Origin of the sequence: Pseudomonas soli, from assembly GCF_900110655.1 — a bacterium.
Classification (GTDB): domain Bacteria; phylum Pseudomonadota; class Gammaproteobacteria; order Pseudomonadales; family Pseudomonadaceae; genus Aquipseudomonas; species Aquipseudomonas soli.
In genome coordinates this window covers 269,262-293,665 of record NZ_FOEQ01000006.1, presented here as the reverse complement: position 1 = coordinate 293,665, position 24,404 = coordinate 269,262, and the positions used below count along the sequence as shown (strand labels likewise).

Genomic DNA, 24,404 nt, shown 5'->3' with positions numbered 1-24,404 from the left:
GAAGCCAAAGGCCTCCCCCGATCTTTCAGAACGGCGCATCCCCCAGGATGGTCGCCCGATGCATCACCCGCCGGCTGGGCCGGTAATCATCCACCGCAAAGTGCTGCGTCACGCGGTTGTCCCAGAACGCCACGTCATTTTCCTGCCAACGCCAGCGAATGCTGAACTCCGGCCGCGTCGCATGGGCGAACAGCAGCTTGAGCAGCGCCTCGCTCTCCTGCTCATTCAATTCGTTGATCCGCGTGGTGAAACCTTCATTGACGAACAGCGCCTTGCGTCCGCTGACCGGGTGCGTGCGCACCACCGGGTGCGACAGCGGCGGATTGTTGCGCCGGGTCGTCTCCCAGCGGGCCAGGTCCTCGGGCGTAGTGCCGAAACGTTCCAGCGGGAACGACTTGGTGAAATCATGGGTGGCGGTCAGGCCGTCCAGCATTGTGCGCAGCGGCGCCGACAGCGCCTCGAACGCAGCGATGCCGCTGGCCCACAGAGTGTCACCACCAAAGGCCGGCAACTGCTTGGCGCTGAGCACCGCGCCCAGCGCCGGGGTCGGCAGGAAGGTCACGTCGGTGTGCCACACGGCGTTGTCGCGCACGTCGGTGACTGCGGTGTCGAGGATCAACACCTGCGGTGTCTCCGGCACATTGGGATAGATCGGGTGGATATGCAGGTCGCCGAAGCGGGCGGCGAAGCGCGCCTGCTGCTCGGGAGTGATTGGTTGATCGCGGAAGAACAGCACCTGGTGCTCGAGCAGCGCCTGCTCGATGGCGTCACGCTGTTGGGCATTGATGTCGCGGCTGATGTCCACGCCGCTGATCTGCGCGCCCAGTGCCGGGCTCAAGGGGGTAACGGTCAGGCTCATGTCTTTTCTCGTTCCAGGTGCCGGTTTGCCGGCGTGGTCATTTGGGGATCAATGGCTCTGGCCGTGCCAGGGCACCAGCTTGCGCTGCAGGGCGCGCAGGCCCATCTCAAGGGCGAAGGCGATCAGGGCAATCAGCAGGATCCCCAGGACCACCACATCGGTGACCAGGAACTGCGCGGCGGACTGCACCATGAAGCCCAGGCCACTGGTGGCGGCGATCAGTTCGGCGGCGACCAGCGTCGACCAGCCCACGCCGAGGCCGATGCGGATGCCGGTGAGGATGTCGGGCAGTGCGCTAGGCAGGATCACGTGGCGGATCAGTTGGATTTTGCTGGCGCCCAGCGACTGCGCGGCGCGCAACTTGGCCGGGTCGACGGTGCGCACGCCGGTGGCGGTGGCGATGGCAATCGGGGCGAAGATCGCCAGGTAGATCAAAAGCACTTTCGACAGCTCGCCTATGCCGCACCAGATGACGATCAGCGGCAGGTAAGCCAGCGGCGGAATCGGCCGGTAGAACTCGATCAGCGGGTCGAGAACGCCGCGGGCCACGCGGTTGTAGCCGATGGCGATGCCCACCGGGATGGCGGTCAGGGTGGCGGCAAGCAGCGCCAGGCCGATGCGCCCCAGGCTCGCGCCCAGGTGCTGCCACAGGCTGGCGTCCATGTAGCCCTGGGTGAGCAGCGTCCAGCCCTTGGCCAGGATATCGGCGGGCGAGGGCAGGAACAGCGGCTCGATCCAGCCGGCGGCGGTAACCAGCCACCACACCAACAGCAGCGAGGCCAGGGTGAGGGCGCTGATCCAGCGGGTCGGTAAGGGCTTGCGGGTTTTCACGACAGGTGGCGTCCGGGGGGGCCGCTTGGCGGTGGCTGGCAATTCGATACTGCTCATGCGGACTCCTGACGTTGCGAGAACACCCGCGCCAGCACGTGCTCGCGGGTCTCGATGAAGCGTGGATCGGACTTGATCGCCCGCGCCGACTCGCCAGCGGCGTAGCGCTGGCCGAAGTCCAGTTGCAGGCGCTCGACCACCCGTCCCGGATTGGGCGCCAGGAGCACCAGCTCGGTGGCGAGGAACACCGCTTCCTCAATGTCGTGGGTGATCAGGAACACTGGCTTGGCGGTGCGCTGCCAGACCTGCAGCAGCAGCTCCTGCATCTGTTCGCGGGTAAAGGCATCGAGGGCGCCGAACGGTTCGTCCATCAACAGCACTCGCGGGTCGGCCGCCAGCGCCCGGGCAAGGCCCACGCGCTGCTTCTGCCCACCGGACAATTGCCATACGCGCCGCTCGCCGAAGCCGGCCAGGTCTACCAGTGCCAGCATCTCTCGTGCCTTGGCTTCACGCTGTGCACGCGGTACGCCTGCCAGCTCCAGGCCGAAGGCGACGTTGCCGAGCACGTCCTGCCAGGGCAGCAGGGCGTCGTCCTGGAACACCACGCCGCGCTCGGCCCCCGGGCCTTGCACCGGTGCGCCATCGAGGGTGATGCGCCCGCCGCTGGGGGCGACGAAGCCGGCGATCAGGTTGAGCAGCGAGGTCTTGCCGCTGCCTGAAGGCCCGAGGGCCACCAGCAACTGGCGCGGACCCAGGCTCAGGTTGATATCGGCCAGCACCGGGGTGGGGGCGCCGGGGTACTGTGCGCTGATGCGCTCCAGCTCGAGCAAGGCCATGACGGGCTCCAGATCAGTTGGGCAGGTACTGGGCGCTGACGTAGGGCGCGTAGTCCGGCAGCACGGCATCGACCTTGCCCTGCTGCTTGAGGAAGGTGGCGGTGTCGGTCAGCGCCTGGGTGGTCGGTGCGCCGAGTGCGCTGGCCTGGTCGGCGGCCAGTGGATAGACGTTGCCCTGCAGCAGCACCGGGATATCGGCGGGCTTGGCGCCAGACAGCTTGACCAGCTTGGCGACGTTGTCTTTGTCGGCCAGCCAGGCTTGCGGGTCCTTGCGGTAGTCGGCATAGGCGTCGAGGGTGACCTTGGCGAACGACTTGACGATCTCCGGGTGCTTGGCAGCGAAGTCCTTGCGCACGATCCAGGCGTCGAAGGTCGGCGCGCCTTTCTCGGCAAGCTCGCCGGAGGTGATCAGTACCTTGCCGTTCTCCTTGGCCACGCCCAGGGCTGGGTCCCAGACGTAGGTGGCGTCGATGTCGCCGCGTTTCCAGGCGGCGATGATCGCTGGTGGCGCGAGGTTGAGGATCTGCACTTTCGACGGGTCGATGTTCCAGCTCTTCAGCGCGGCCAACAGGCTGTAGTGGCCGGTGGAAACGAACGGCACGGCGACTTTCTTGCCCACCAGGTCCTGCGGGGTCTTGATGCTGTCGCGGGCGACCAGGGCTTCGCCGGCGCCGATCTGGGTGGCGATCAGGAAGGTTTCCACAGGCAATTTGCGGGTGGCGGCGGCGGCCAGCGGGCTGGAGCCGAGGTAGCCGATCTGCACGTCGCCCGAGGCGACAGCGGTGATCACGTCGGCGCCGTTGTCGAACTTGCGCCAGTCGATGCTGGCCTTGCTGTCCTTTTCATAGGTGCCATCGACCTGGGCCACCTTTGCCGGGTCGACGGTGGTCTGGTAGGCAACGGTCAGGTCGGCGGCCTGGGCCAGCCAGCTGGCACTGGTGAGGGTCAGGGCGGCGAACAGGCGCAGCGGAGCATGCGGGATCATGGTTGAACCTCTCGTCAGGCATTCTGGGATAGATGGCGAGAAGACTAGATGATCTAAGAAATATGAAATAAATAACTTTTTAGAATTAGCTTAAAAGCCAATCGCTCTGACCCACGGCCCTGTGGGGCGGCGGTACTGGTGGCGGAATCTGCCAAGCCAGCTAGGCTTGATCGGTTTCGACGGGGCGGTCGTCACGCCTGCAAACGTTTGCACATAACCTAAAGGTATGATTGACGGCGTCGATACAACGATTTGCAGGAATGGTTCCGATGTTATTCCGTAAAAATCTTACAGATTCATAAAACGGTCATTTTGGATTTATAGGATTGTCATTATCCTGTAGCGCAGATCGACGGATTAGACCAAAGTCGCGAATCGATCGTTAGCGATTGACTTGGCGGTCACGCTTTAGGGCTAAATCGCCAATCCGGGTGAGTGGGGCAGCAGACTCCGCCGCTTGAGACGCACAAAAATTAGAACGTAGAGGAGCAAAACATGTACAAGTCCAGCCTGGCCCTGGCCGTGGCACTGGGGGTTCTCGCCCAACAAGCAGGCGCTGCAGGTTTCGTCGAGGACAGCAAGCTGTCCCTGAGCTCGCGCACCATGTACTTCAACAACGATAACCGTGAAGTCGGTGCGGACAACCGTGAATCGGGTCAGGGCTTCAAGCTCGACTACATTTCTGGTTTCACCGAAGGTACCGTAGGCTTCGGTGTGGACGCTCAGGCGCTGTGGGGTATTCACCTCGACGGTGGCAAAGGCAAGCACCCTGACAACAGCTCCTTCTTCCCGAGTGAGACCAACGGTTCGGCAGCGGCCCAATGGGCTCGTCTTGGCGCCAACGCCAAAGCCCGCTTCTCCAAAACTGAAGCTCACTTCGGTAGCGCCTTGGCGCCAATGTTGCCGATCCTGGTCTCCAACGACGGTCGCCTGCTGCCGCAAACCTTTGAAGGTGCAACCATCACCTCGAAGGAAATCGACAATCTGACTGTCAACGCCGGTCAACTGACCCACGCCATGGGTCGTGCTTCGAGCAACCGCACCGGCCTGTCGGTCAACGGTGCTACCGCTGACAGCAACAAGTTCCGCTACGGCGGCCTGGACTACAAGCTCACTCCAGACCTGACCCTGCAGTACTACTACTCGAACCTGGAAGACTTCTACAAACAGCACTTCCTGGGTGCGACTCACGTCTTCAAGATCTCGGACGACCAGTCATTCAAGACCGACCTGCGCTACTTTGACAGCAGCAGCGACGGCCGGAACGGCAGTGGTGGCGGCTACAACTTCAACAACAACAACGGTTATGCCAAGCATGTCGGTGAAGTTGACAACAAAACCTGGTCGGCGATGTTCACCTATACTCTGGGCGGCCATGCACTCATGCTCGGTCACCAGCAGGTCAGCGATGACGGTGCGTTCGTCTGGCTGAACCAGGGTAGCGTGCGCGATGGCAATGGCCGTCCGGAAGGCGCGGGCGGTGCTAGCTTCTACCTGTTCACCGACAGCATGATCAACCAGTTCGCTCGTGCAGGTGAAAACACTACCTTCGGCCAGTACTCGTACGATTTCGCTCGTCTTGGCGTGCCAGGCTTGAAGGCGTCCGTTGCATATCTGCGCGGTACCGACGTTCGCAACGCTTCGGGCAACGGTTCCTACAGCGAGTGGGAGCGGGACGCGCGTGTCGACTACGTGATCCAGGAAGGTACTCTGAAGGGACTGGGCTTCAGCCTGCGTCAAGGTGTTTACCGCGGGACCAACGGTCCTGCCGGCAACACTGAATACACCAAAGACCAGGACCAGACTCGCTTCATCGTCAACTACACTTACGCCTTCATGTAAGTCGTAGCTGCACAAAGAAAGCCTCGCCTTGTGCGAGGCTTTTTGTGTCTGCGATTCCGTATGCGATCTGGTTATAAATAAATCGATATTTATTCTTTTTATTTTTATTCGGAAGCAGGCACATTGAACCCACAAGGCCAGACACAGCACAGGAGCCGCTTCCATGAGCCTCAAACTCGGCGATATCGCCCCCGATTTCGAACAGGATTCCAGCGCCGGCAAGATCCGTTTCCACGAATGGCTGGGCGACAGCTGGGGCGTGCTGTTCTCCCACCCGGCCGACTTCACCCCGGTGTGCACCACCGAACTGGGCCTGACCGCCAAGCTCAAGGATGATTTCGCCAAGCGCGGGGTCAAGGCCATCGCCCTGTCGGTGGACCCGGTGGACTCGCACCACAAGTGGATCGACGACATCAACGAGACCCAGAACACCGTGGTCAACTTCCCGATCATCGCCGACGCCGATCGCAAGGTCTCCGACCTGTACGACCTGATCCACCCCAACGCCAGCGACACCCTGACCGTGCGTTCGCTGTTCGTCATCGACCCGAACAAGAAGGTGCGCCTGACCATCACCTATCCGGCCAGTACCGGGCGCAACTTCAACGAGATCCTGCGGGTGATCGACTCGCTGCAGCTGACCGACAACTACAAGGTCGCCACGCCGGGCAACTGGCAGGATGGCGATGAGGTAGTGATCGTGCCTTCGCTCAAGGACGAAGATGAAATCAAACGTCGTTTCCCGAAAGGGTATCGGGCGGTGAAACCCTATCTGCGGCTGACCCCGCAACCCAATCGTTGAGGCATTCCTCGTTGCATTGCTCTTAGCCAAGCAGGGATCTTCGGGCCGTTTCGACGGCCCTTTTTTATTGTGTGGCTACAGTAATTCGTAAATTCATAAATGGAATAAACAAATGAAAAAATATGATTTATAGATATATGTGACGAGCTGTTAATGTCGTTACATCCAGCGGGGACAACCCCTCGCGGCCCTGCAATCGAATCGAAGGAAGCTCTTTCAATGCTGGTTGTCTCTGTCGGTGGTAGCCCCAGTCTTCGTTCACGCTCCGGCGTGCTGCTAGAGCGCTCGCGCGACTGGCTGCAGGAGCGGGGCGTCGAAGTGGTGACCTTCCAGGTGCGTGAGTTTCCCGCCGAAGATCTGCTGCATGCCCGTTTCGACAGCCCGCAGGTGCGCCACTTCAACGCACTTGTAGCCCAGGCCGACGGCTTGGTGGTGGCCACCCCGGTGTACAAGGCGTCCTTCGCCGGGGCCTTGAAGACCTTGCTCGACCTGCTGCCCGAGCGGGCCCTGGAACACAAGGTGGTGTTGCCGATCGCAACCGGTGGGAGCATCGCCCACATGCTGGCCGTGGACTACGCGCTCAAGCCCGTGCTGTCGGCCCTCAAGGCGCAGGAGACCCTGCAAGGGATCTTCGCCGACGACAGCCAGATTGCCTACGGCGAGGGCGCCAGGCCCGCGCAACTGGCCGCTGCCCTGGAGCAGCGCCTGCAGGATTCGCTGGAAACGTTCCACAGCGCCATGGCGCGCCGGCCCCAACCTGTCGCCCCCGGCGTGCTCAACGAACGCCTGATCAGTGCCCGCTGGAGTATCTGAACCAGGCTTGACCGCTCCATCGCTGTCCCCACCTTACTCGCCCGCCAACGAGGCAAGCAGGTGCTACCCGAACCCAACTCGCACAGGAGAGCGCCATGCGCACAGTCTTCTTGCGTCGTGGTCTGGTCGCCCTGTTCGCGGCGGCTGTGTCCTTCGGCGCCATCAGCCAAGCCCAGGCCGAGAGCCTGCGTATCGGTTACCAGAAATACGGCACCCTGGTGCTGCTCAAGGCCAAGGGGTCGCTGGAAAAGCGCCTGAAGGAACAGGGCATCGACGTGCAATGGACCGAGTTCCCCGGCGGTCCACAGCTGCTCGAAGGGCTCAACGTCGGCTCCATCGACTTCGGCGTGACCGGCGAAACGCCGCCGGTGTTTGCCCAGGCCGCGGGCGCCGATCTGCTCTACGTCGCCTATGAGCCGCCAGCTCCGCACAGCGAGGCGATCCTGGTGCCGAAGGGGTCGACGGTCCAGTCGGTGAAGGAACTCAAGGGCAGGAAAGTCGCCCTCAACAAGGGTTCCAACGTGCATTACCTGCTGGTGCGTGCCCTGGAAGACGCCGGTCTCAAGTACACCGATATCCAGCCCGTCTACCTGCCCCCGGCCGATGCCCGCGCCGCCTTCGAGCGCGGCAGTGTCGATGCCTGGGTGATCTGGGATCCGTACCAGGCCGCCGCCGAGCAACAGCTGCAGGCACGCACCCTGCGTGACGGCAAGGATCTGGTCGACAATCACCAGTTCTACCTCGCCACCCGCAGCTATGCGACCCAGCACCCGGCGGTGATCAACACCCTGGTTGAAGAAGTGCGCGCCGTGGGCGAATGGTCCCAGGCCAATCCGCATCAGGTCACCGACCAGGTTGCGCCGCTGCTCGGCCTGCCTGCCGACATCACCCTGACTTCGGTCAAGCGCCAAGGCTACGGAGCCGCGCCGCTGACCCCGGAAGTGATCGCCGCACAGCAGAAGATTGCCGACACCTTCCAGGCCCTGAAGCTGATTCCCAAGCCCTTGAGCATCAAGGACGTGATCTGGACACCCCCGGCCAAGGTCGCCAGTGCGCCTTGAACGTTTCGCCTGCGCCGGGGCGTCGCCCCGGCATGAGCCACCCTTGAGGAGACAACTCCAATGAGCCTTAACATTTTCTGGTTCCTCCCTACCCATGGTGACGGCAAGTACCTGGGCACCAGCGAAGGCGCCCGCGCCGTCGACCACGGTTACCTGAGCCAGATCGCCCAGGCCGCCGACCGCCTGGGCTTCGGCGGCGTGCTGATCCCCACCGGACGTTCCTGCGAGGACTCCTGGCTGGTGGCGGCGTCGCTGATCCCGGTGACCGAGCGCCTGAAGTTCCTGGTGGCCCTGCGCCCGGGGATCATCTCGCCGACCGTCGCAGCCCGTCAGGCCGCGACCCTGGATCGTCTGTCCAACGGCCGTGCATTGTTCAACCTGGTGACCGGTGGCGATCCGGACGAACTGGCCGGTGATGGCCTGCACCTGAACCACCAGGAACGCTATGAGGCGTCGGTGGAATTCACCCGTATCTGGCGCAAGGTGCTCGAAGGCGAAACGGTCGACTACGACGGCAAGCACATCCAGGTCAAAGGCGCCAAGCTGCTCTACCCGCCGATCCAGCAGCCGCGCCCGCCGCTGTACTTCGGTGGCTCGTCTGACGCTGCCCAGGACCTGGCCGCCGAACAGGTCGAGCTGTACCTGACCTGGGGCGAGCCGCCGGCCGCGGTGGCCGAGAAGATTGCTGCGGTACGTGAGAAAGCGGCCGCCCAGGGCCGTGAGGTGCGCTTCGGCATTCGCTTGCACGTGATTGTGCGAGAAACCAACGAGGAGGCCTGGGCCGCCGCCGACAGGCTGATCTCGCACCTGGACGACGACACCATCGCCCGCGCCCAGGCGTCGCTGGCGCGCTTCGACTCGGTCGGTCAGCAGCGCATGGCCGCGCTGCACGGTGGCAAGCGCGACAACCTCGAAGTGGCGCCGAACCTGTGGGCCGGTGTCGGCCTGGTACGTGGTGGCGCCGGCACCGCGCTGGTGGGCGATGGCCCGACCGTCGCGGCGCGGGTCAAGGAATACGCCGATCTTGGCATCGATACCTTCATCTTCTCGGGCTATCCACACCTCGAAGAGTCGTACCGCGTCGCCGAGCTGCTGTTCCCGCATCTGGACGTGCAGCGCCCGGAGCAGCCGAAAACCGGTGGCTACGTAAGCCCGTTCGGTGAAATGGTCGCCAACGACATCCTGCCCAAATCCGTGTCGCAGAGCTGAGGGCCGGGGCCATGAGTCGTGCATCCACCACCACCTGGTCCAAGCGCCTGGCGCCCTGGGCCCTGCCGATCCTGCTGCTGGCGGTATGGCAGTTGTCGGTCAGCGCAGGCTGGCTGTCGACCCGCATCCTGCCGGCGCCGAGCGCGGTGGTCAGTGCTGGCGTCGAGCTGGTGCGCAGTGGCCAGATCTGGACCCACCTGGCCATCAGCGGCTGGCGTGCCGGCCTGGGCTTCGTGATCGGCGGCAGTCTCGGCCTGTTGCTCGGTTTCATCACCGGCCTGTCGAACTGGGGCGAGCGCCTGCTCGACAGTTCGGTGCAGATGATCCGCAACGTGCCGCACCTGGCGCTGATCCCGCTGGTGATCCTGTGGTTCGGCATCGACGAGTCGGCAAAGATTTTCCTGGTGGCCCTGGGGACGCTGTTCCCCATCTACCTGAACACCTATCACGGGATCCGCAACGTCGATCCGGCGCTGGTGGAGATGGCGCGCAGCTACGGGCTGTCGGGCTTCGCGCTGTTCCGCCAGGTGATCCTGCCGGGGGCGCTGCCCTCGATCCTGGTCGGCGTGCGCTTCGCCCTGGGTTTCATGTGGCTGACACTGATCGTCGCCGAGACCATTTCGGCCAACTCGGGCATCGGCTACCTGGCGATGAACGCCCGTGAGTTCCTGCAGACCGACGTGGTGGTGCTGGCCATTGTCCTGTACGCGGTGCTCGGCAAGCTGGCCGACCTGGCCGCCCGTGGCCTGGAGCGTGTGTGGCTGCGTTGGCACCCGGCGTACCAGGTGGCGAAGAAGGAGGGCGCGTGATGACGGTGCTCAAGGCACAACCGCCACGCCTGCTGCGTGGCATCCCCCTGGCGGCCAGGGACCTGCGTCGTACGTTCGGCCAGCGCGAAGTGCTGCGCGGGATCGATCTGCACATTCCGGCTGGCCAGTTCGTCGCCATCGTTGGTCGCAGTGGTTGCGGTAAAAGCACCTTGCTGCGCCTGCTGGCCGGGCTCGACCAGCCCAGCGGCGGCCAATTGCTGGCGGGCGCCGCGGCGCTTGCCGAGGCCCGCGAGGATACCCGGCTGATGTTCCAGGACGCGCGCCTGCTGCCCTGGAAGAAGGTGATCGACAACGTCGGCCTGGGGTTGTCCGGCAACTGGCGGCCACGCGCCCTGGAAGCCCTGGAGGCGGTCGGCCTGGTCGATCGCGCCAATGAGTGGCCGGCGGCCTTGTCCGGTGGCCAGAAACAGCGGGTGGCCCTGGCCCGGGCGCTCATTCATCAGCCGCGTCTGCTGCTGCTGGATGAGCCCTTGGGCGCGCTGGACGCCCTGACCCGTATCGAGATGCAGCAACTGATCGAGCGCCTGTGGCGCCAGCACGGTTTCACCGTGCTGCTGGTCACCCACGACGTCAGCGAAGCCGTCGCCGTGGCCGACCGGGTGATCCTGATCGAAGACGGCGCCGTCGGCCTGGACCTGGTCATCGACCTGCCGCGACCTCGAGTGCGGGGTTCGCACCGCCTGGCGGCGCTGGAAAGCGAAGTGCTCAACCGTGTTCTCTCCGTCCCGGGCACGCCGCCCGATCCGGAACCTGTCGCCCCGTTGCCCACGCAGTTGCGTTGGGCTCATTGAATCCCCGAAACCGCAAAAAGGAATGACGCCATGACCATCAAAGCCATCAACGTTCGCAACCAGTTCAAAGGCACCGTGAAGGAAATCCTCGAAGGCCCGGTACTCTCTGAAATCGACGTGCAGACCGCCTCTGGCATCGTCACTTCGGTGATTACCACCCGTTCCGTGAAGGAGCTCGAGTTGCAGGTAGGCAGCGAGGTGATCGCCTTCGTGAAATCGACCGAGGTGTCCATCGCCAAGCTCTGATTTCCGGTGTCTTGCGAGGGAGCGGGCTTGCCCCGCGATGGCGTCAGTCGACACATCTACGTTGCCTGACTTGACGCTATCATGGGGCAAGTCGCATCGGCGCACCGCCGCTCCCACGCCGAATCAGCGTTTGGCCAGATAAGGCGGCAGATACAGCCCCAGATACGCCTCGAACACGCGCATCCCTTCCTCCGCCATGCGTGGCGTGATCGTCTCATGCAGCTGCATCGAGCGGGCATACACCCGGTCGCTCAGTTCCATCGCCAGGGCGAACACGTGCACCTCCCTCGGCATCGCTGGCAACTGAAAATGTCGGTCGAACAGCTGGTGCATCAACTCGCCCAGTTCCAGATCATGCTGGCGATCAGCCTGGACCACTTCGCTCAAACCATGCTGGGCGAGGATCAGCTGCCGCGCCGCGGCGTCCTCGTTGTAGATGTCGAGCATGCGCTGCTCGATCAGGCGCGACAGGCCAGGCCAGGTGCTGAACGCCGTGCTTTCGATCGGTGCGCTCAGGGCCTCGCGAAAAGCCCGGTGCACATCGGCGGTCAGCGCCTCCAGCAAGGCCGGCACGCTGGCGAAGAAGTGGTACACCGACGATGGCGGGATCTGCGCCCGTTCCGCCACGCTGTAGATCGACAACCCCGCCACCCCTTGGCCTGCCAGCAGCTCGCGTGCCGCGGCGAGGATCGCTTCGATCCTGGCCTGGCTGCTGGCGCGTGGCTTGCGCGGGGTGGCGGTGCGGTTCATCAGTTGCTGATTGCCAGGATGCTGGCCTGGTAGGCGCCGACGAACAGGTCGAAGTCACCGACCTCTTCCTGTTCCAGCTCGGACTGCTTGGCGATCGACTCGCGAGCAAGGGTTTCGAAGGCCTGTTGCTGCGCGCTGGTCAGTGGCTGCTCGCGGAAGCTCTCGGCGTGCAGGCGGCTCTGGCGTAGGGAGAACTGGACAAAGCTCTCGTCATGTTCGGTCATGCGCGCCAGCACCTGCGCCGATGGCGTCAGCTCGGGATCGTCGACCTTGGCCTGCTGTGCTTCCAGGGCCTTGGCGTGGTCATTGCCACCCTTGGCACGGTCGAGCAGCCCGGCCAGCTGGCCGATCCGCTCGATCAGTTCGCTTGCCCATTCCTTCAATGCGACCGGCTGGCCGTCACGGCGCAGCTCCAGGCCCGGGCGCCGACCTTCCTTGACCACGGTGAGGAAGTTGTCGGTGCACTGGCCGCACTCGCCGTTGTCCAGTTGCGGGCTCTCTTCGAGGGCGCAGAACAGCAGGAAGGCGTCGAGGAAACGGGCTTCGGTCAGGTCGATGCCCACTGGCAGGAACGGGTTGATGTCCAGGCAGCGTACTTCCACGTATTGCACGCCACGCGAGGTCAGGGCCTGGATTGGCCGCTCGCCGGTGTAGGTGACGCGTTTGGGGCGGATGTTCGAGTAGTACTCGTTCTCGATCTGCAGGATGTTGGTGTTCAACTGCACCCACTCGCCATCGACGTGCGTGCCGACCTCGACATAGGGCGGGTAGGGCGTGCCGACGGCCTTGCGCAGGCTATCGGTGTAGCTGGCCAGGTTGTTGTAGCAGGGCGTGAGGCCCGCCTGGGCGTTGCTCTGGTAGCCCAGGTCACTCATGCGCAGGCTGGTGGCGTAGGGCAAGTACAGTGTTTCGGCGTCGAGTTCTTCGAGCTGGTGCGGGCGGCCGCGCAGGAAGCCCTTGTCCAGGGCCGGGGACGCGCCGAACAGGTACATCAGCAGCCAGCTGTAGCGGCGGAAGTTGCGGATCAGCGCGATATAGGCCGAGGACTGGTAGTCGCGGTCGTCCTGCTCGCCGCCTTCGGCATCGCGCAACAGCGGCCACAGCGTCTCGGGCAGCGAGAAGTTGTAATGGATGCCGGCGATGCACTGCATGGTGCGGCCGTAACGCAGGGCCAGGCCCTTGCGGTACACGTGCTTGAGCTTACCGATGTTCGAGCTGCCGTACTCGGCGATCGGGATGTCTTCTTCGGCCGGCAGCGCGCAGGGCATCGACGGGCTCCACAGCAGTTCGTCGCCCAGTTTGCTGTAGACGAAGCGGTGGGTCTGTTCGAGGCTCTCGAGTACCTTGGCAGGGTCCGCCAGGGCTGGGGTGATGAACTCCAGCAGTGACTCGGAATAGTCAGTGGTGATCTGCTCGTTGGTCAGCGCCGACCCCAGTGCTTCGGGGTGCGGGGTCTGGGCCAGGCGACCTTCTTTGGTCACGCGCAGGCATTCGCGCTCAATGCCGTGCAGGCACTGCTTGAGCAGGTCGATATTGTCGCCGAGCAGGCTCAGGCGGCGGTTGAGGAGGTCGCTCAAGATGGATTCCTTCACGCGTCAGTCGCCCCAATATGGGGGTAGAGATGACGGTCTACAAGGGTAGTTGGGAAAGGAACTGGCGTTGTCGCCTGGTTTACGCGGTTCCGTCGCTGGCCTGTATGCGTCTGATCGCGGGGCAAGCCCGCTCCCACGAAGCGTAGAAACGTTCGTGGGAGCGGGCTTGCCCCGCGATCAGGTGTACAGCATTACGCCGAAAATACCGCAGATCGGGGCCTGTCAGCTAGAGAACCGCGAAGGTTCCCTGCGCCTTGGCCACCAGCTTGTCGTCCTGGAGCACGTCGGCGTCGACCACGAGGGTGCGCCGTCCCGCATGCAGCACCCGGGCGGTACACACGACCTCGCCCTCGCTGACGGCGCGCATGTAGTTGATCTTGCACTCGATGGTCACGCTCTGCTGGTCGAAGCCATGGCTGGCCGAGCAGGCCAGGCCCATGCTGATATCGACCAGGCTGAAGATCGCCCCGCCGTGCAGCTTCTGGCCACGGTTGCGCAGGTGCGGCTCAAGCGCCAGGGCCACTTCTGCAACACCCGTTTCCAGGCGTTGCAGGCGGCAGCCGAGGAGCTGGCTGAAGGCGCTTTCGACGTACTCCTTCGGTACTTCCATCACTTCTTCTTCAGTTGCTTGGCATTGGCGAACAGCGCTGCCATGGCGTTGTTGGCCGGCGCGGCGGCGGTGGCCTCGCGCTGGCGCGGCGCCTGCTGCTGGCGGTTGCCGCCATTGGAGCGGTTGCCGCCGCGGTTGCCCTCGACCTTCTCGCCCGGGGTGTCGCTCATGCGCATGGACAGGCCGACGCGCTTGCGCGGGATGTCCACTTCCATGACCTTGACCTTGACCACGTCGCCGGCCTTGACCGCTTCACGCGGGTCCTTGACGAACTTCTCCGACAGCGCCGAGATGTGCACCAGCCCATCCTGGTGCACGCCGATGTCGACGAAAGCACCGAAGTTGGTGACGTTGGTCACCACGCCTTCGAGGATCATGCCGGGTTCCAGGTCCTTGAGGTCCTCGACGCCGTCCTGGAAGGTGGCGGTCTTGAACTCCGGGCGCGGGTCGCGACCTGGCTTGTCGAGTTCCTGGAGGATGTCGGTGACGGTCGGCAGACCGAAGGACTCGTCGGTGAATTTCTTCGGGTCCAGGCGCTTGAGGAAGCCGCTGTCGCCGATCAGCGAGCGGATATCACGGTCGGTGTCGGCGGCGATGCGCTGCACCAGTGGGTAGGCTTCCGGGTGCACCGCCGAGGCGTCCAGCGGGTTGTCGCCGTTCATCACGCGCAGGAAGCCGGCGGCCTGCTCGAAGGTTTTCTCGCCCAGGCGGCTGACCTTTTTCAGCGCGGCGCGGGTAGCGAACGGGCCGTTGGCGTCGCGGTGGGCGACGATGTTCTGCGCCAGGGTGGCATTGAGGCCGGAAATGCGTGTCAGCAGCGCCACCGAGGCGGTGTTTACGTCCACGCCCACGGCGTTCACGCAGTCCTCGACCACGGCGTCCAGGCCCCGGGCCAGTTTCACCTGCGACACGTCGTGCTGGTACTGGCCGACACCGATGGATTTCGGGTCGATCTTCACCAGTTCGGCCAGCGGGTCCTGCAGACGGCGGGCGATGGACACCGCGCCGCGGATCGACACGTCCAGATCGGGGAACTCGCGGGCGGCCAGTTCAGAGGCCGAGTACACCGAAGCGCCAGCCTCGGAAACCATGATCTTGGTGACCTTCAGTGCTGGGTACTTCTTGACCAGCTCCGCCACCAGCTTGTCGCTCTCGCGGCTGGCAGTGCCGTTGCCGATGGCGATCAACTCCACCGAGTGCTTGGCGCACAGCGCGGCCATCACGGAAATGGTGCGGTCCCAGTCGTTCTTCGGCGCGTGCGGGTAGACCGTGGTGTAGTCCAGCAACTTGCCGGTGGCATCGACCACGGCGATCTTGCAGCCGGTACGCAGGCCCGGGTCGAAGCCCAGGGTGGCGCGCGGGCCGGCCGGGGCGGCCAGCAGCAGGTCGTGCAGGTTGTGGGCGAAGACGTTGATCGCCTCGCCTTCGGCATTGTCGCGCAGTTCACCGAACAGGTCGGTTTCCAGGTGGGTGTAGAGCTTGACCTTCCAGGTCCAGCGCACCACCTCGCCCAGCCACTTGTCGGCGGGGCGGTTGCGGTTTTCGATGCCGACATGGTTGCCGATCATCATCTCGCACGGGTGCAGGGTGCCTGGCAGTTCTTCGCCGACTTTCAGCGACGCGCTCAGCACTCCTTCGTTGCGCCCACGGAAGATCGCCAGGGCACGGTGCGACGGCGTGGTGCGCAGCAGTTCGTCGTGGGCGAAGTAATCGCGGAACTTGGCGCCTTCGTCTTCCTTGCCGGCGACTACGCGGGCGGTGAGCACCGCTTCCTGCTTGAGGAAGTTGCGCAGCTTGTCCAGCAGGCCGGCGTCTTCGGCGAAGCGCTCCATGAGGATGTACTTGGCGCCTTCCAGGGCGGCCTTGACGTCAGCCACGCCCTTGCCCGCGTCGACGAAGCGTGCGGCTTCGGCTTCCGGGTTCAGTTGCGGGTCGCTGAACAGGCTGTCGGCCAGCTCGCCCAGGCCGGCTTCCAGGGCAATCTGGCCCTTGGTGCGGCGCTTCTGCTTGTACGGCAGGTAGAGGTCTTCGAGGCGGGTCTTGGTGTCGGCCAGCTTGATATCGCGCGCCAGCTCCGGGGTCAGCTTGCCCTGCTCCTCGATGCTGGCCAGGATGCTGGCGCGACGCTCGTCGAGCTCGCGCAGGTAGCGCAGGCGCTCTTCCAGGTGGCGCAGTTGAGTGTCATCCAGGCTGCCGGTCACTTCCTTGCGGTAACGGGCGATGAAGGGCACGGTCGATCCTTCGTCCAACAGGCCCACGGCCGCTTCGACCTGCTGTGGGCGCACGCCCAGTTCCTCGGCGATACGGCTGTTGATGCTGTCCATGAAAACCACCTGACAAATAGTGAATGCAAGGCCGCGGGTGGGCGTTCAGCCCCGGCGACGCTGGGTGAAAGCCGCGCATTATACCCATCGGGCCGGGCTTGCGGTGATGGCGCGGGGCCAGTCGTCGATGGGGCGGCAGTGGCACGGCGGGAAAAATCTGCTAACAATGCACACGGCACGCGCGGCAATGGCTACGCCATAATGCGCGGCGATATCAGAGGAGTAATTCATGACCAGCACCGCAAACGCCGTAGAAGGCGACAAGATTCTCATCGTCGACGACGACCCGGGCCTGAGCAGCCTGCTGGACCGTTTCTTCACCAGCAAGGGCTTCCGTGTGCGCACCGTGCCCAACGTCGAACAGATGGATCGCCTGCTGGCCCGTGAAGTGTTCAACCTGGTGGTGCTCGACCTGATGCTGCCGGGCGAGGATGGCCTGTCGGCGTGCAAGCGCCTGCGCGCTGCGAACAACCAGATTCCGATCATCATGCTCACCGCCAAGGGCGATGAGCTCAGCCGTATCAAGGGGCTGGAGCTTGGCGCCGATGACTACCTGGCCAAGCCGTTCAACCCAGATGAGCTGGTGGCCCGGGTCAAGGCCGTGCTGCGCCGCCAGGCCCCGGCCGTGCCGGGCGCGCCGGGCAGCGAGGAAGAGACCGTCACCTTCGGCGACTACGAACTTTCGCTGGCCACCCGTGAGCTCAAGCGCGGTGAAGAAACACACATGCTCACCACCGGCGAGTTCGCCGTGCTCAAGGCCCTGGTGATGCATGCTCGCGAGCCGCTGACCCGCGACAAACTGATGAATCTGGCCCGTGGCCGTGAGTGGGATGCCCTGGAGCGTTCCATCGACGTGCAGATCTCGCGCCTGCGCCGGATGATCGAGCCCGATCCTTCCAAGCCGCGTTACATCCAGACCGTATGGGGTGTGGGCTACGTCTTCGTGCCGGACGGAAACGCCGGCAAATGAGCCTGCCGGCTCGTCAGGGTGCAGCAGGGCGACCCATGCGGGTCGCCCTGTTTCGTCTACGGCGACCGGCCTTTTCAGTACAGTAGTTGATCGATGAAAACGCCTCTCTGGTTCCCGCAAAGCTTCTTCGCCCGCACCCTCTGGCTGGTGCTGATCGTCGTGCTGTTTTCCAAGGCACTGACGCTCGTGTACCTGTTGATGAATGAGGACGTGCTGGTCGACCGCCAGTACAGCCACGGCGTGGCCCTGACGCTGCGTGCCTATTGGGCAGCGGATGAAGAGAACCGCGAGCAGATAGCCGAGGCTGCTGGCCTGATCCGCGTGACCGGCGCCGGTGTCCCGGAGGGTGAGCAGCATTGGCCCTACAGCGAGATCTACCAGCGGCAGATGCAAGCCGAGCTGGGCGAGGACACCGAGGTGCGGTTGCGTATCCACGCACCGCCCGCGCTCTGGGTGAACGCGCCGAGCCTGGGACCAGGCTGGCTCAAGGTGCCGCTGTACCCGCATCCGCTACGTGGCCAGAAGATCTGGAACGTGCTTGGTTGGTTCCTGGCCATCGGCCTGCTGTCCACCGCTTCGGCCTGGATCTTCGTGCGCCAGCTCAATCAGCCGCTCAAGCGTCTGGTGTTCGCTGCCCGTCAGCTGGGCCAGGGGCGCAGTGTGCGCCTGCCGATCAGCGATACCCCCAGCGAAATGACCGAGGTGTATCGGGCGTTCAACCAGATGGCCGAGGATGTCGAGCAGGCCGGTCGCGAGCGCGAGTTGATGCTCGCGGGGGTATCCCACGACCTGCGCACACCATTGACTCGGTTGCGCTTGTCGTTGTCGCTGATGGGCAACGAAAGCGACCTCAGTGAGGACATGGTCCGCGATATCGAGGACATGGACGCGATCCTCGACCAGTTCCTGGCGTTCATTCGTGATGGGCGTGACGAGCCGGTGGAAGAGGTCGACCTGAATGAGCTGATCTACGAAGTGGTGGCCCCCTATAACCAGCATGAAGAACAGGTGCGCCTGTGCCTCGAGCCGATTCCGCCGTTCCCGCTGCGCCGTGTCTCGCTCAAGCGTATGCTCGGCAATCTGATCGGCAACGCGCTGCATCACGCCGGCAAGGGGGTTGAGGTGGCGGCCTATGTGTCGGGTGACCAGAGTGCGCCTTATGTGGTGCTCAGCGTGCTGGATCGCGGGGCGGGCATCGACGAGTCGGAACTGGAGACCATCTTCAACCCGTTCATCCGGGGCGACCGGGCGCGGGGCGGCAAGGGCACCGGGCTGGGGTTGGCGATCGTCAAGCGCATCGCCGCGCAGCATGGCGGCAATGTCGAGTTGCGCAACCGGTCCGGTGGCGGGATCGAGGCGCGAGTGAGGTTGCCGTTGGGTTTGTTGCTGCCGCGTAATGCCGTCTAGACCCATCGCGGGGCAAGTCGCACCGGTGCGCCGGTGCGACTTGCCCCGCGATTAATTTCAACCCTTGCCTTTGGTCCGCGTCTGATTCGGCCCGCTGTTCTTTTCCAGGTGCTCGATGATCATCCCGGCCACGTCTTTGCCGGTAGTCACCTCGATCCCCTCCAGGCCCGGCGACGAGTTCACTTCCATTACCAGTGGGCCATGGTTCGAACGCAGAATATCCACGCCCGCCACGCTCAGCCCCATTACCTTGGCCGCCCGAATCGCGGTCATGCGTTCTTCAGGGGTGATCTTGATCAGGCTGGCCACGCCCCCGCGGTGCAGGTTGGAGCGGAACTCGCCCGGCTTGGCCTGGCGCTTCATAGAGGCGATCACCTTGTCACCGACCACGAAACAACGGATGTCGGCGCCACCAGCTTCCTTGATGTATTCCTGGACCATGATGTTCTGCTTCAGGCCCATGAATGCCTCGATCACCGACTCGGCGGCCTTGGTGGTCTCGCACAGCACCACGCCTATGCCCTGGGTACCTTCCAGTACCTTGATCACCAGCGGCGCGCCGTTGACCATCTGAATCAGGTCGGGGATGTCGTCCGGCGAGTGGGCGAAACCGGTGATCGGCAGGCCGATACCCCGACGTGACAGCAGTTGCAGAGAGCGCAGTTTGTCCCGCGAGCGGGCGATGGCCACCGATTCGTTGAGCGGATAGACGCCCATCATCTCGAACTGGCGCAGCACCGCACAGCCATAGAAGGTGACCGAGGCGCCGATGCGTGGTATGACCGCGTCGAAGCCTTCCAGGGGTTTGCCGCGGTAGTGGATCTGCGGCTTGTGGCTGGCAATGTTCATGTAGGCCCGAAGCGTGTCGATCACCACCACTTCGTGGCCCCGCTGGGTACCGGCTTCGACCAGGCGGCGGGTGGAATACAGACGCGGATTGCGCGACAGCACAGCGATCTTCATGCAGCACCTGTGACAGGGGAAAGGGTGGCCGCGAAGGCCGGTTTGTCCTGAACGTACTTGAGGCCGGGGTTGACCACCAGTTGGCCATGGATGAGCGCCTTCGAACCAAGCAGCAGGCGATAGCGCATGCTCTTGCGGCAGGCCAGGGTGAATTCGACCTCCCAGACCCGGTCACCGAGCGCCAGGGGTGTGCGGATCACATAGCGGGTCTGGGCATGGCCGTTGGAGCTCTTGATCGTCTTCATGGTCACCATGGGCGCTTCGCACCGTCGATGGCGCAGTTGCACCACCGAACCCAGGTGGGCGGTGAAGCGTACCCATTGCTGGCCATCGCGCTCGAACGGCTCGACCTCCGTGGCGTGCAGGCTGGAGGTGCTGGCTCCGGTGTCGATCTTGGCGCGCAGGCCGGCGACGCCGAGGCCGGGCAGGGCGACCCACTCGCGCAGGCCGATCACAGTCAGGTGGTCAAATGTCTTCACTTAGCGTGCCCTGCGGATAAGGAGGTGAACTGTAATGACGGCACGGACTTTTTGCATCTGTGAGTCACGGTAGTACAGTTCCGTGAAAGACAGAATTCGAGGAAAAACCATGGCACAAAAGCCTGAAGACGACGACAAGGTACGCTTGGACAAGTGGCTGTGGGCAGCGCGCTTCTACAAGACCCGCGCATTGGCCAAGGCGGCCATTGAAAGTGGCAAGGTGCACTGCCGGGGCGAGCGCTGCAAGCCGGGCAAGGAGCCACGGGTGGGCGATGAGTTCGTTTTGCGCACCGGTTTCGACGAGCGCACCGTGGTGGTCAGGGCGTTGTCGGTGGTGCGCCGTGGCGCGCCCGAAGCACAGATGTTGTACGAGGAAACCGCCGAGAGTGTGACGCGCCGCGAGCAGGCTGCTGAAATGCGCAAGGCGGGGGCGATGGGCGTGACCACCGACGGGCGGCCGACCAAGAAGCAGCGCCGGCAGATTCACCAGCTGCACGGCAGTTTCGAGTGACGAGGGCCGCGCAGCGGCCCCAGTCATGATCAGGCGGCGCGAACCACGCTCATCCGCCCGATCAATGGCAGCTTGCCCAGCAGGTCGAACAGCGGTCCCGTCCAGCGCAGCAACGCTGCGCTGCCTTTGGCCGCCAGCGGCGTATAGCAGCTCCAGCCTAGCGCCAGCACTGCCATCAGCAGGCCACCGATGTAGTCATCCTGCCCCCAGTGAGCGCCGGCGACCAGGCGCGGCAGCATGAACAACAAGGCCAGCCCCCACACCAGCAGGTACTGCAGCAGGCGACGGCTGAACAGGCTCATGAACAGTGCCCAGATCAACAACACAGAGGCGTGATCCCCCGGGAAACTCTTGCTCGATCGGTCCTTGAGCTCCCAGGACGCCTCCAGGTTGGGGTAGTAGTCACTGAGGTGCACCACGTCGTCGAACATCATCGACGGGCTCTTGTGTTGCCAACCGGCTGCATCCACCCACTTGGAAAACAGCGCGCGAATCACCACTAAGAGGAGTAGCGTGACCAGAAAGCCGAAGAAGGCCTGGCGGACCTGGGCTGCCTTGAACACCCAGTCACCACGAATAAGCACTGCCAGAAGGATCAGGCCGACGACGATGTCGAACGGGCGCAGGCTGCCGACGGTCCATATGTAGCGCCAGCTTGTGTTATTGGCCAGCGGCGCATTCAGGCTGTGGAACAGCCACTCGTCGAATGTCAGGCAAAGGATCTGGCCAACGGGCCACAACCAGAAACACAGTAGCGCGATGGGCAGCAGGGTGCAGGTTGCCAAAGGTCCCCAGGACCACCTTGCTTGGAACAGTGGTCGATTATCCATAAAATACCTCGATATCCAGCAGGAAATAAGCGCCTTTTAGCGCTCTGCGACAGACCTTTCAGTCTCCTGTAATTATTTTGTAACCATTTTCAGAAAGCCAGACAACCATGAGCGACTTGCCAGATACCGATTTCACCCAACGCTTCCTTTTCGATGACCGCGATGTGCGCGGCGAGATGGTGGTGCTGGAACGCAGCTATGCCGAGGTGCTGGCCAAGCACGACTACCCGCAGCCGGTTAAGCATCTGCTCGGTGAACTGATGGCCGCGGCCGCGCTGCTGGTCGGCACTTTGAAGTTCGACGGGTTGCTGGTGCTCCAGGCGCAGTCCCAGGGCCCGGTTCCGCTGCTAGCCATCGAGTACACCAGCGAGCACGATATCCGTGGCTTGGCGCGTTACGAGACCGAGCAGATCAAGGCGGATGCCAGCCTTGCCGATCTGATGCCTGGCGGTCACCTGGTGCTGACTATCATTCCTGTCAACGGCCAGCGTTACCAGGGCACCGTCGAACTGGACGGCAAGGACCTGTCGGAGTGCTTCACCAATTACTTCGTCATGTCGCAGCAGGTGAACACCTGCATCTCGCTGGCCGCCGATGGCGCCCGTGCCCGTGGCCTGCTGGTGCAGCAACTGCCGGCCGAGATCCACAAGGACAGCGAGGAGCGCGATGAAAGCTGGGCCCACGTCAAGGCCCTGGCCAACACCGTGAAGATCGAGGAGCTGCTCGGTCTGGACAACGAAACCGTGCTGCACCGCCTGTACCACGAGGACGCGGTTCGCCTGTTCGATATCCAGCCGCTACGGTTCCGCTGCAGCTGCTCGCGCGAGCGCTCCGGCAATGCACTGGTCAGTCTCGGCGAGCAGGATGCCAAGGCGCTGGTGGCCGAATGTGGCGGCCAGGTCGAGATCGATTGCCAGTTTTGTAACGAACGTTATTTGTTCGATGCGAGCGATGTCGCGCAATTGTTTGCCGGCGGTGGCACTGAGGCGCCGTCAGAAACTCAGCACTGAAACGGTTAACTACAGGAAATATTCCTGTCGAATTGCGCAAAAGCGCAGTTCTGACAGGAGGGGCCTACTTTTTTTGGGCTTTTCTGGCATAATCCGGCCACTTTTTTCGCTGTAGTAGTTTTTTCGAGACAACTACAAAACGTTTGGAGCACTCGGCCTCGGGCCGGATGGGGTATCTCATGACGCAAGCCAACAACACCGTGTACACCGACCTGAGCGTCGATGAGCTGGTAAAAGAAGCGCTGTCCCGCGGTGAAGGCGTGCTGGCCGATACCGGCGCGCTGGTGGTGGAAACCGGTCATCGCACCGGCCGTTCGCCGGCTGACCGTTTCATCGTCGAAGAACCTTCCACCCAGGACCAGATTGGCTGGGGCCCGATCAACCGCAAGTTCCCGGCCGACAAGTTCGATGCCCTGTGGAACCGCGTCGAGGCGTTCAACAACGCCCAGGATCACTTCGTTTCCTACGTTCACGTAGGCGCTGCCGCCGAGCACTACCTGCCGGTCAAGATGACCACCCAGACCGCCTGGCAGAACCTGTTCGGCCGTTGCCTGTTCATCAACCCGGCCCAGTACAACCCGGCTGGCCGCGATGAATGGCAGGTGCTCAACGTCGCCAACTTCGAGTGCGTGCCAGAGCGTGACGGCACCAACTCCGACGGCTGCGTGATCATCAACTTCGCCCAGAAGAAAGTGCTGATCGCCGGCATGCGTTACGCCGGTGAAATGAAGAAAGCCATGTTCTCGGTGCAGAACTTCCTGCTGCCGGCCGCCGACGTGCTGCCGATGCACTGCGCCGCCAACATCGGCGAAGCGGGTGACGTCACCCTGTTCTTCGGCCTGTCCGGTACCGGCAAGACCACCCTGTCGGCCGATGAAAGCCGTTACCTGATCGGTGACGACGAGCACGGTTGGGGCGAAGGCGTGGTCTTCAACATCGAGGGCGGTTGCTATGCCAAGTGCATCGACCTGTCCGAGAAGAACGAGCCGGTCATCTGGAAAGCCATCAAGCACGGCGCGGTGCTGGAAAACGTCGTCATCGACGATGCCAAGCACGCCGACTACGCCGACGTGAGCCTGACCCAGAACAGCCGCGCAGCCTACCCGCTGACCCACGTGGCCAAGGTCTCCGAGAAGAACCTGGGCGGCGAGCCGAACGCAGTCATCTTCCTGACCTGCGACCTGACCGGCGTGCTGCCGCCAGTGTCGATCCTGAACAACGAGCAGGCGGCCTACCACTTCCTGTCCGGCTACACCGCGCTGGTCGGTTCCACCGAAATGGGTTCGGGCAGCGGCATCAAGTCGACCTTCTCCACCTGCTTCGGCGCACCGTTCTTCCCACGCCCAGCTGGCGTCTACGCCGAGCTGCTGATCAAGCGCATCAAGGCGTTCGGCTCCAAGGTCTACCTGGTCAACACTGGCTGGACCGGTGGTGGCTACGGCGTTGGCAAGCGCTTCAGCATTCCCACCACCCGTGGTGTGATCGCTGCCATCCAGAGCGGCGCGCTGGTCGGTGCAGAAACCGAGCACCTGGACATCATCAACCTGGACGTACCCAAGGCCGTTCCGGGCGTCGAGACCGAGCTGCTCAACCCCCGCAACACCTGGGCTGACAAGGCTGCCTACGACGAAGCTGCCAAGGGGCTGGCTACGCTGTTCACCGAGAACTTCAAGAAGTTCGACGTTTCCGACGCCATCAAGGCCGCTGGTCCGCAGCTGTAAGCTGCTGCCGGTTCGGATAAGGAAGCCGCCCCTCGGGGCGGCTTTTTCGTTATTCGATGTAGGACCGGGTTTGAGCTGCGATGGAGGCGATACAGTACCGGCAGAATCTGTTTCACTTGCAGGGTACCCACCAGA

The 24,404-nt window shown here is 63.5% G+C and carries 24 protein-coding genes; 13 read left to right on the top strand and 11 right to left on the bottom strand.

What is annotated here, in order from left to right; translation table 11 throughout:
- Positions 1-25: 25 nt before the first annotated feature.
- Genes tauD through tauA form a run of 4 tightly spaced genes read right to left on the bottom strand, consistent with a single transcriptional unit; the run spans position 26 to position 3,508 of the window.
- Positions 26-859: a taurine dioxygenase gene (gene tauD / locus BMY03_RS15800; protein ID WP_094011611.1), complete on the bottom strand. Its 834-nt coding sequence runs from the start codon at positions 857-859 to the stop codon at positions 26-28.
- A gap of 48 nt (positions 860-907) precedes the next feature.
- A complete protein-coding gene (gene tauC / locus BMY03_RS15795) occupies positions 908-1,747 on the bottom strand; it encodes a taurine ABC transporter permease TauC (RefSeq protein ID WP_038707153.1) in 840 nt (279 codons plus the stop codon).
- Positions 1,744-2,523: a taurine ABC transporter ATP-binding subunit gene (gene tauB / locus BMY03_RS15790; RefSeq protein ID WP_038707154.1), complete on the bottom strand. Its 780-nt coding sequence runs from the start codon at positions 2,521-2,523 to the stop codon at positions 1,744-1,746. The genes tauC and tauB overlap by 4 nt, the downstream gene beginning before the upstream one ends.
- Before the next feature lie 13 nt (positions 2,524-2,536).
- Positions 2,537-3,508: a taurine ABC transporter substrate-binding protein gene (tauA, locus tag BMY03_RS15785; protein ID WP_094011610.1), complete on the bottom strand. Its 972-nt coding sequence runs from the start codon at positions 3,506-3,508 to the stop codon at positions 2,537-2,539.
- Positions 3,509-4,003: 495 nt separating this feature from the next.
- Between tauA and BMY03_RS15780 the strand changes: the two genes are divergently transcribed.
- The 8 genes from BMY03_RS15780 (at position 4,004) to BMY03_RS15745 (ending at position 11,102) form a co-directional block, all read left to right on the top strand.
- The gene (locus BMY03_RS15780; RefSeq protein WP_094011609.1) at positions 4,004-5,350 is read left to right on the top strand and encodes an OprD family porin; all 1,347 of its coding nucleotides are present in this window, start codon (positions 4,004-4,006) and stop codon (positions 5,348-5,350) included.
- A gap of 163 nt (positions 5,351-5,513) precedes the next feature.
- Positions 5,514-6,152 (top strand): peroxiredoxin, encoded by a 639-nt coding sequence (locus tag BMY03_RS15775; protein WP_046857522.1) that lies wholly within the window; start codon positions 5,514-5,516, stop codon positions 6,150-6,152.
- 219 nt (positions 6,153-6,371) lie between these two features.
- The gene (gene ssuE / locus BMY03_RS15770) at positions 6,372-6,965 is read left to right on the top strand and encodes an NADPH-dependent FMN reductase (RefSeq protein ID WP_094011608.1); all 594 of its coding nucleotides are present in this window, start codon (positions 6,372-6,374) and stop codon (positions 6,963-6,965) included.
- A 95-nt stretch (positions 6,966-7,060) separates the two neighbouring features.
- Positions 7,061-8,026 carry a sulfonate ABC transporter substrate-binding protein gene (locus BMY03_RS15765; RefSeq protein ID WP_094011607.1) on the top strand — a complete coding sequence of 322 codons (966 nt, stop codon included), beginning with the start codon at positions 7,061-7,063 and terminating at the stop codon, positions 8,024-8,026.
- A gap of 60 nt (positions 8,027-8,086) precedes the next feature.
- Positions 8,087-9,235 carry an FMNH2-dependent alkanesulfonate monooxygenase gene (gene ssuD / locus BMY03_RS15760; RefSeq protein ID WP_094011606.1) on the top strand — a complete coding sequence of 383 codons (1,149 nt, stop codon included), beginning with the start codon at positions 8,087-8,089 and terminating at the stop codon, positions 9,233-9,235.
- Between the two features lie 11 nt (positions 9,236-9,246).
- Complete coding sequence (gene ssuC, locus BMY03_RS15755; protein WP_094011605.1) at positions 9,247-10,044, top strand: aliphatic sulfonate ABC transporter permease SsuC; 798 nt, start codon at positions 9,247-9,249, stop codon at positions 10,042-10,044.
- Positions 10,044-10,856 carry an aliphatic sulfonates ABC transporter ATP-binding protein gene (gene ssuB, locus BMY03_RS15750; protein WP_038707158.1) on the top strand — a complete coding sequence of 271 codons (813 nt, stop codon included), beginning with the start codon at positions 10,044-10,046 and terminating at the stop codon, positions 10,854-10,856. The genes ssuC and ssuB overlap by 1 nt, the downstream gene beginning before the upstream one ends.
- 30 nt (positions 10,857-10,886) lie before the next feature.
- Positions 10,887-11,102 carry a TOBE domain-containing protein gene (locus BMY03_RS15745; RefSeq protein ID WP_008095172.1) on the top strand — a complete coding sequence of 72 codons (216 nt, stop codon included), beginning with the start codon at positions 10,887-10,889 and terminating at the stop codon, positions 11,100-11,102.
- A 123-nt stretch (positions 11,103-11,225) separates the two neighbouring features.
- Here BMY03_RS15745 and BMY03_RS15740 read toward each other — a convergent pair whose 3' ends face one another.
- The 4 genes from BMY03_RS15740 to BMY03_RS15725 all read right to left on the bottom strand — a co-directional run bounded on the left by BMY03_RS15740 (position 11,226) and on the right by BMY03_RS15725 (position 16,378).
- The gene (locus BMY03_RS15740; RefSeq protein ID WP_094011604.1) at positions 11,226-11,852 is read right to left on the bottom strand and encodes a TetR/AcrR family transcriptional regulator; all 627 of its coding nucleotides are present in this window, start codon (positions 11,850-11,852) and stop codon (positions 11,226-11,228) included.
- Positions 11,852-13,429, bottom strand: a complete 1,578-nt coding sequence (gshA, locus tag BMY03_RS15735) for a glutamate--cysteine ligase (RefSeq protein WP_177182918.1) — start codon at positions 13,427-13,429, stop codon at positions 11,852-11,854. Before gshA ends, BMY03_RS15740 begins: the two co-directional genes overlap by 1 nt.
- 241 nt (positions 13,430-13,670) lie before the next feature.
- Positions 13,671-14,054, bottom strand: a complete 384-nt coding sequence (locus BMY03_RS15730; protein WP_023630730.1) for a PaaI family thioesterase — start codon at positions 14,052-14,054, stop codon at positions 13,671-13,673.
- Positions 14,054-16,378 carry a Tex family protein gene (locus BMY03_RS15725; protein WP_038707159.1) on the bottom strand — a complete coding sequence of 775 codons (2,325 nt, stop codon included), beginning with the start codon at positions 16,376-16,378 and terminating at the stop codon, positions 14,054-14,056. Before BMY03_RS15725 ends, BMY03_RS15730 begins: the two co-directional genes overlap by 1 nt.
- 229 nt (positions 16,379-16,607) lie before the next feature.
- Here BMY03_RS15725 and ompR point away from each other — a divergent pair, with 229 nt between their 5' ends.
- Positions 16,608-17,348 (top strand): osmolarity response regulator transcription factor OmpR, encoded by a 741-nt coding sequence (gene ompR / locus BMY03_RS15720; protein WP_038707160.1) that lies wholly within the window; start codon positions 16,608-16,610, stop codon positions 17,346-17,348.
- A 93-nt stretch (positions 17,349-17,441) separates the two neighbouring features.
- Positions 17,442-18,755 carry an ATP-binding protein gene (locus BMY03_RS15715; protein WP_094011602.1) on the top strand — a complete coding sequence of 438 codons (1,314 nt, stop codon included), beginning with the start codon at positions 17,442-17,444 and terminating at the stop codon, positions 18,753-18,755.
- A gap of 57 nt (positions 18,756-18,812) precedes the next feature.
- Here the strand turns inward: BMY03_RS15715 and rimK are convergent, their stop codons facing one another.
- Together rimK and rimB are read right to left on the bottom strand one after the other, a co-directional pair.
- Positions 18,813-19,718: a 30S ribosomal protein S6--L-glutamate ligase gene (rimK, locus tag BMY03_RS15710; protein WP_011531656.1), complete on the bottom strand. Its 906-nt coding sequence runs from the start codon at positions 19,716-19,718 to the stop codon at positions 18,813-18,815.
- Positions 19,715-20,197 (bottom strand): retropepsin-like aspartic endopeptidase RimB, encoded by a 483-nt coding sequence (gene rimB, locus BMY03_RS15705; protein WP_038707162.1) that lies wholly within the window; start codon positions 20,195-20,197, stop codon positions 19,715-19,717. The genes rimK and rimB overlap by 4 nt, the downstream gene beginning before the upstream one ends.
- A 109-nt stretch (positions 20,198-20,306) precedes the next feature.
- Here rimB and BMY03_RS15700 point away from each other — a divergent pair, with 109 nt between their 5' ends.
- The gene (locus BMY03_RS15700; RefSeq protein ID WP_094011601.1) at positions 20,307-20,708 is read left to right on the top strand and encodes an RNA-binding S4 domain-containing protein; all 402 of its coding nucleotides are present in this window, start codon (positions 20,307-20,309) and stop codon (positions 20,706-20,708) included.
- A gap of 29 nt (positions 20,709-20,737) precedes the next feature.
- Here the strand turns inward: BMY03_RS15700 and BMY03_RS15695 are convergent, their stop codons facing one another.
- Entirely contained in the window at positions 20,738-21,538 is an 801-nt protein-coding gene (locus tag BMY03_RS15695) for a phosphatase PAP2 family protein (protein ID WP_094011600.1), read from the bottom strand.
- Positions 21,539-21,645: 107 nt separating this feature from the next.
- On the opposite strand from BMY03_RS15695, the gene hslO reads away from it, so the two are divergent.
- On the top strand, positions 21,646-22,548 hold the full coding sequence (gene hslO / locus BMY03_RS15690) for an Hsp33 family molecular chaperone HslO (protein ID WP_094011599.1): 903 nt from the start codon (positions 21,646-21,648) through the stop codon (positions 22,546-22,548).
- A gap of 179 nt (positions 22,549-22,727) precedes the next feature.
- Positions 22,728-24,269 carry a phosphoenolpyruvate carboxykinase gene (locus BMY03_RS15685; RefSeq protein WP_038707164.1) on the top strand — a complete coding sequence of 514 codons (1,542 nt, stop codon included), beginning with the start codon at positions 22,728-22,730 and terminating at the stop codon, positions 24,267-24,269.
- The last annotated feature ends 135 nt before the right edge of the window (positions 24,270-24,404 follow it).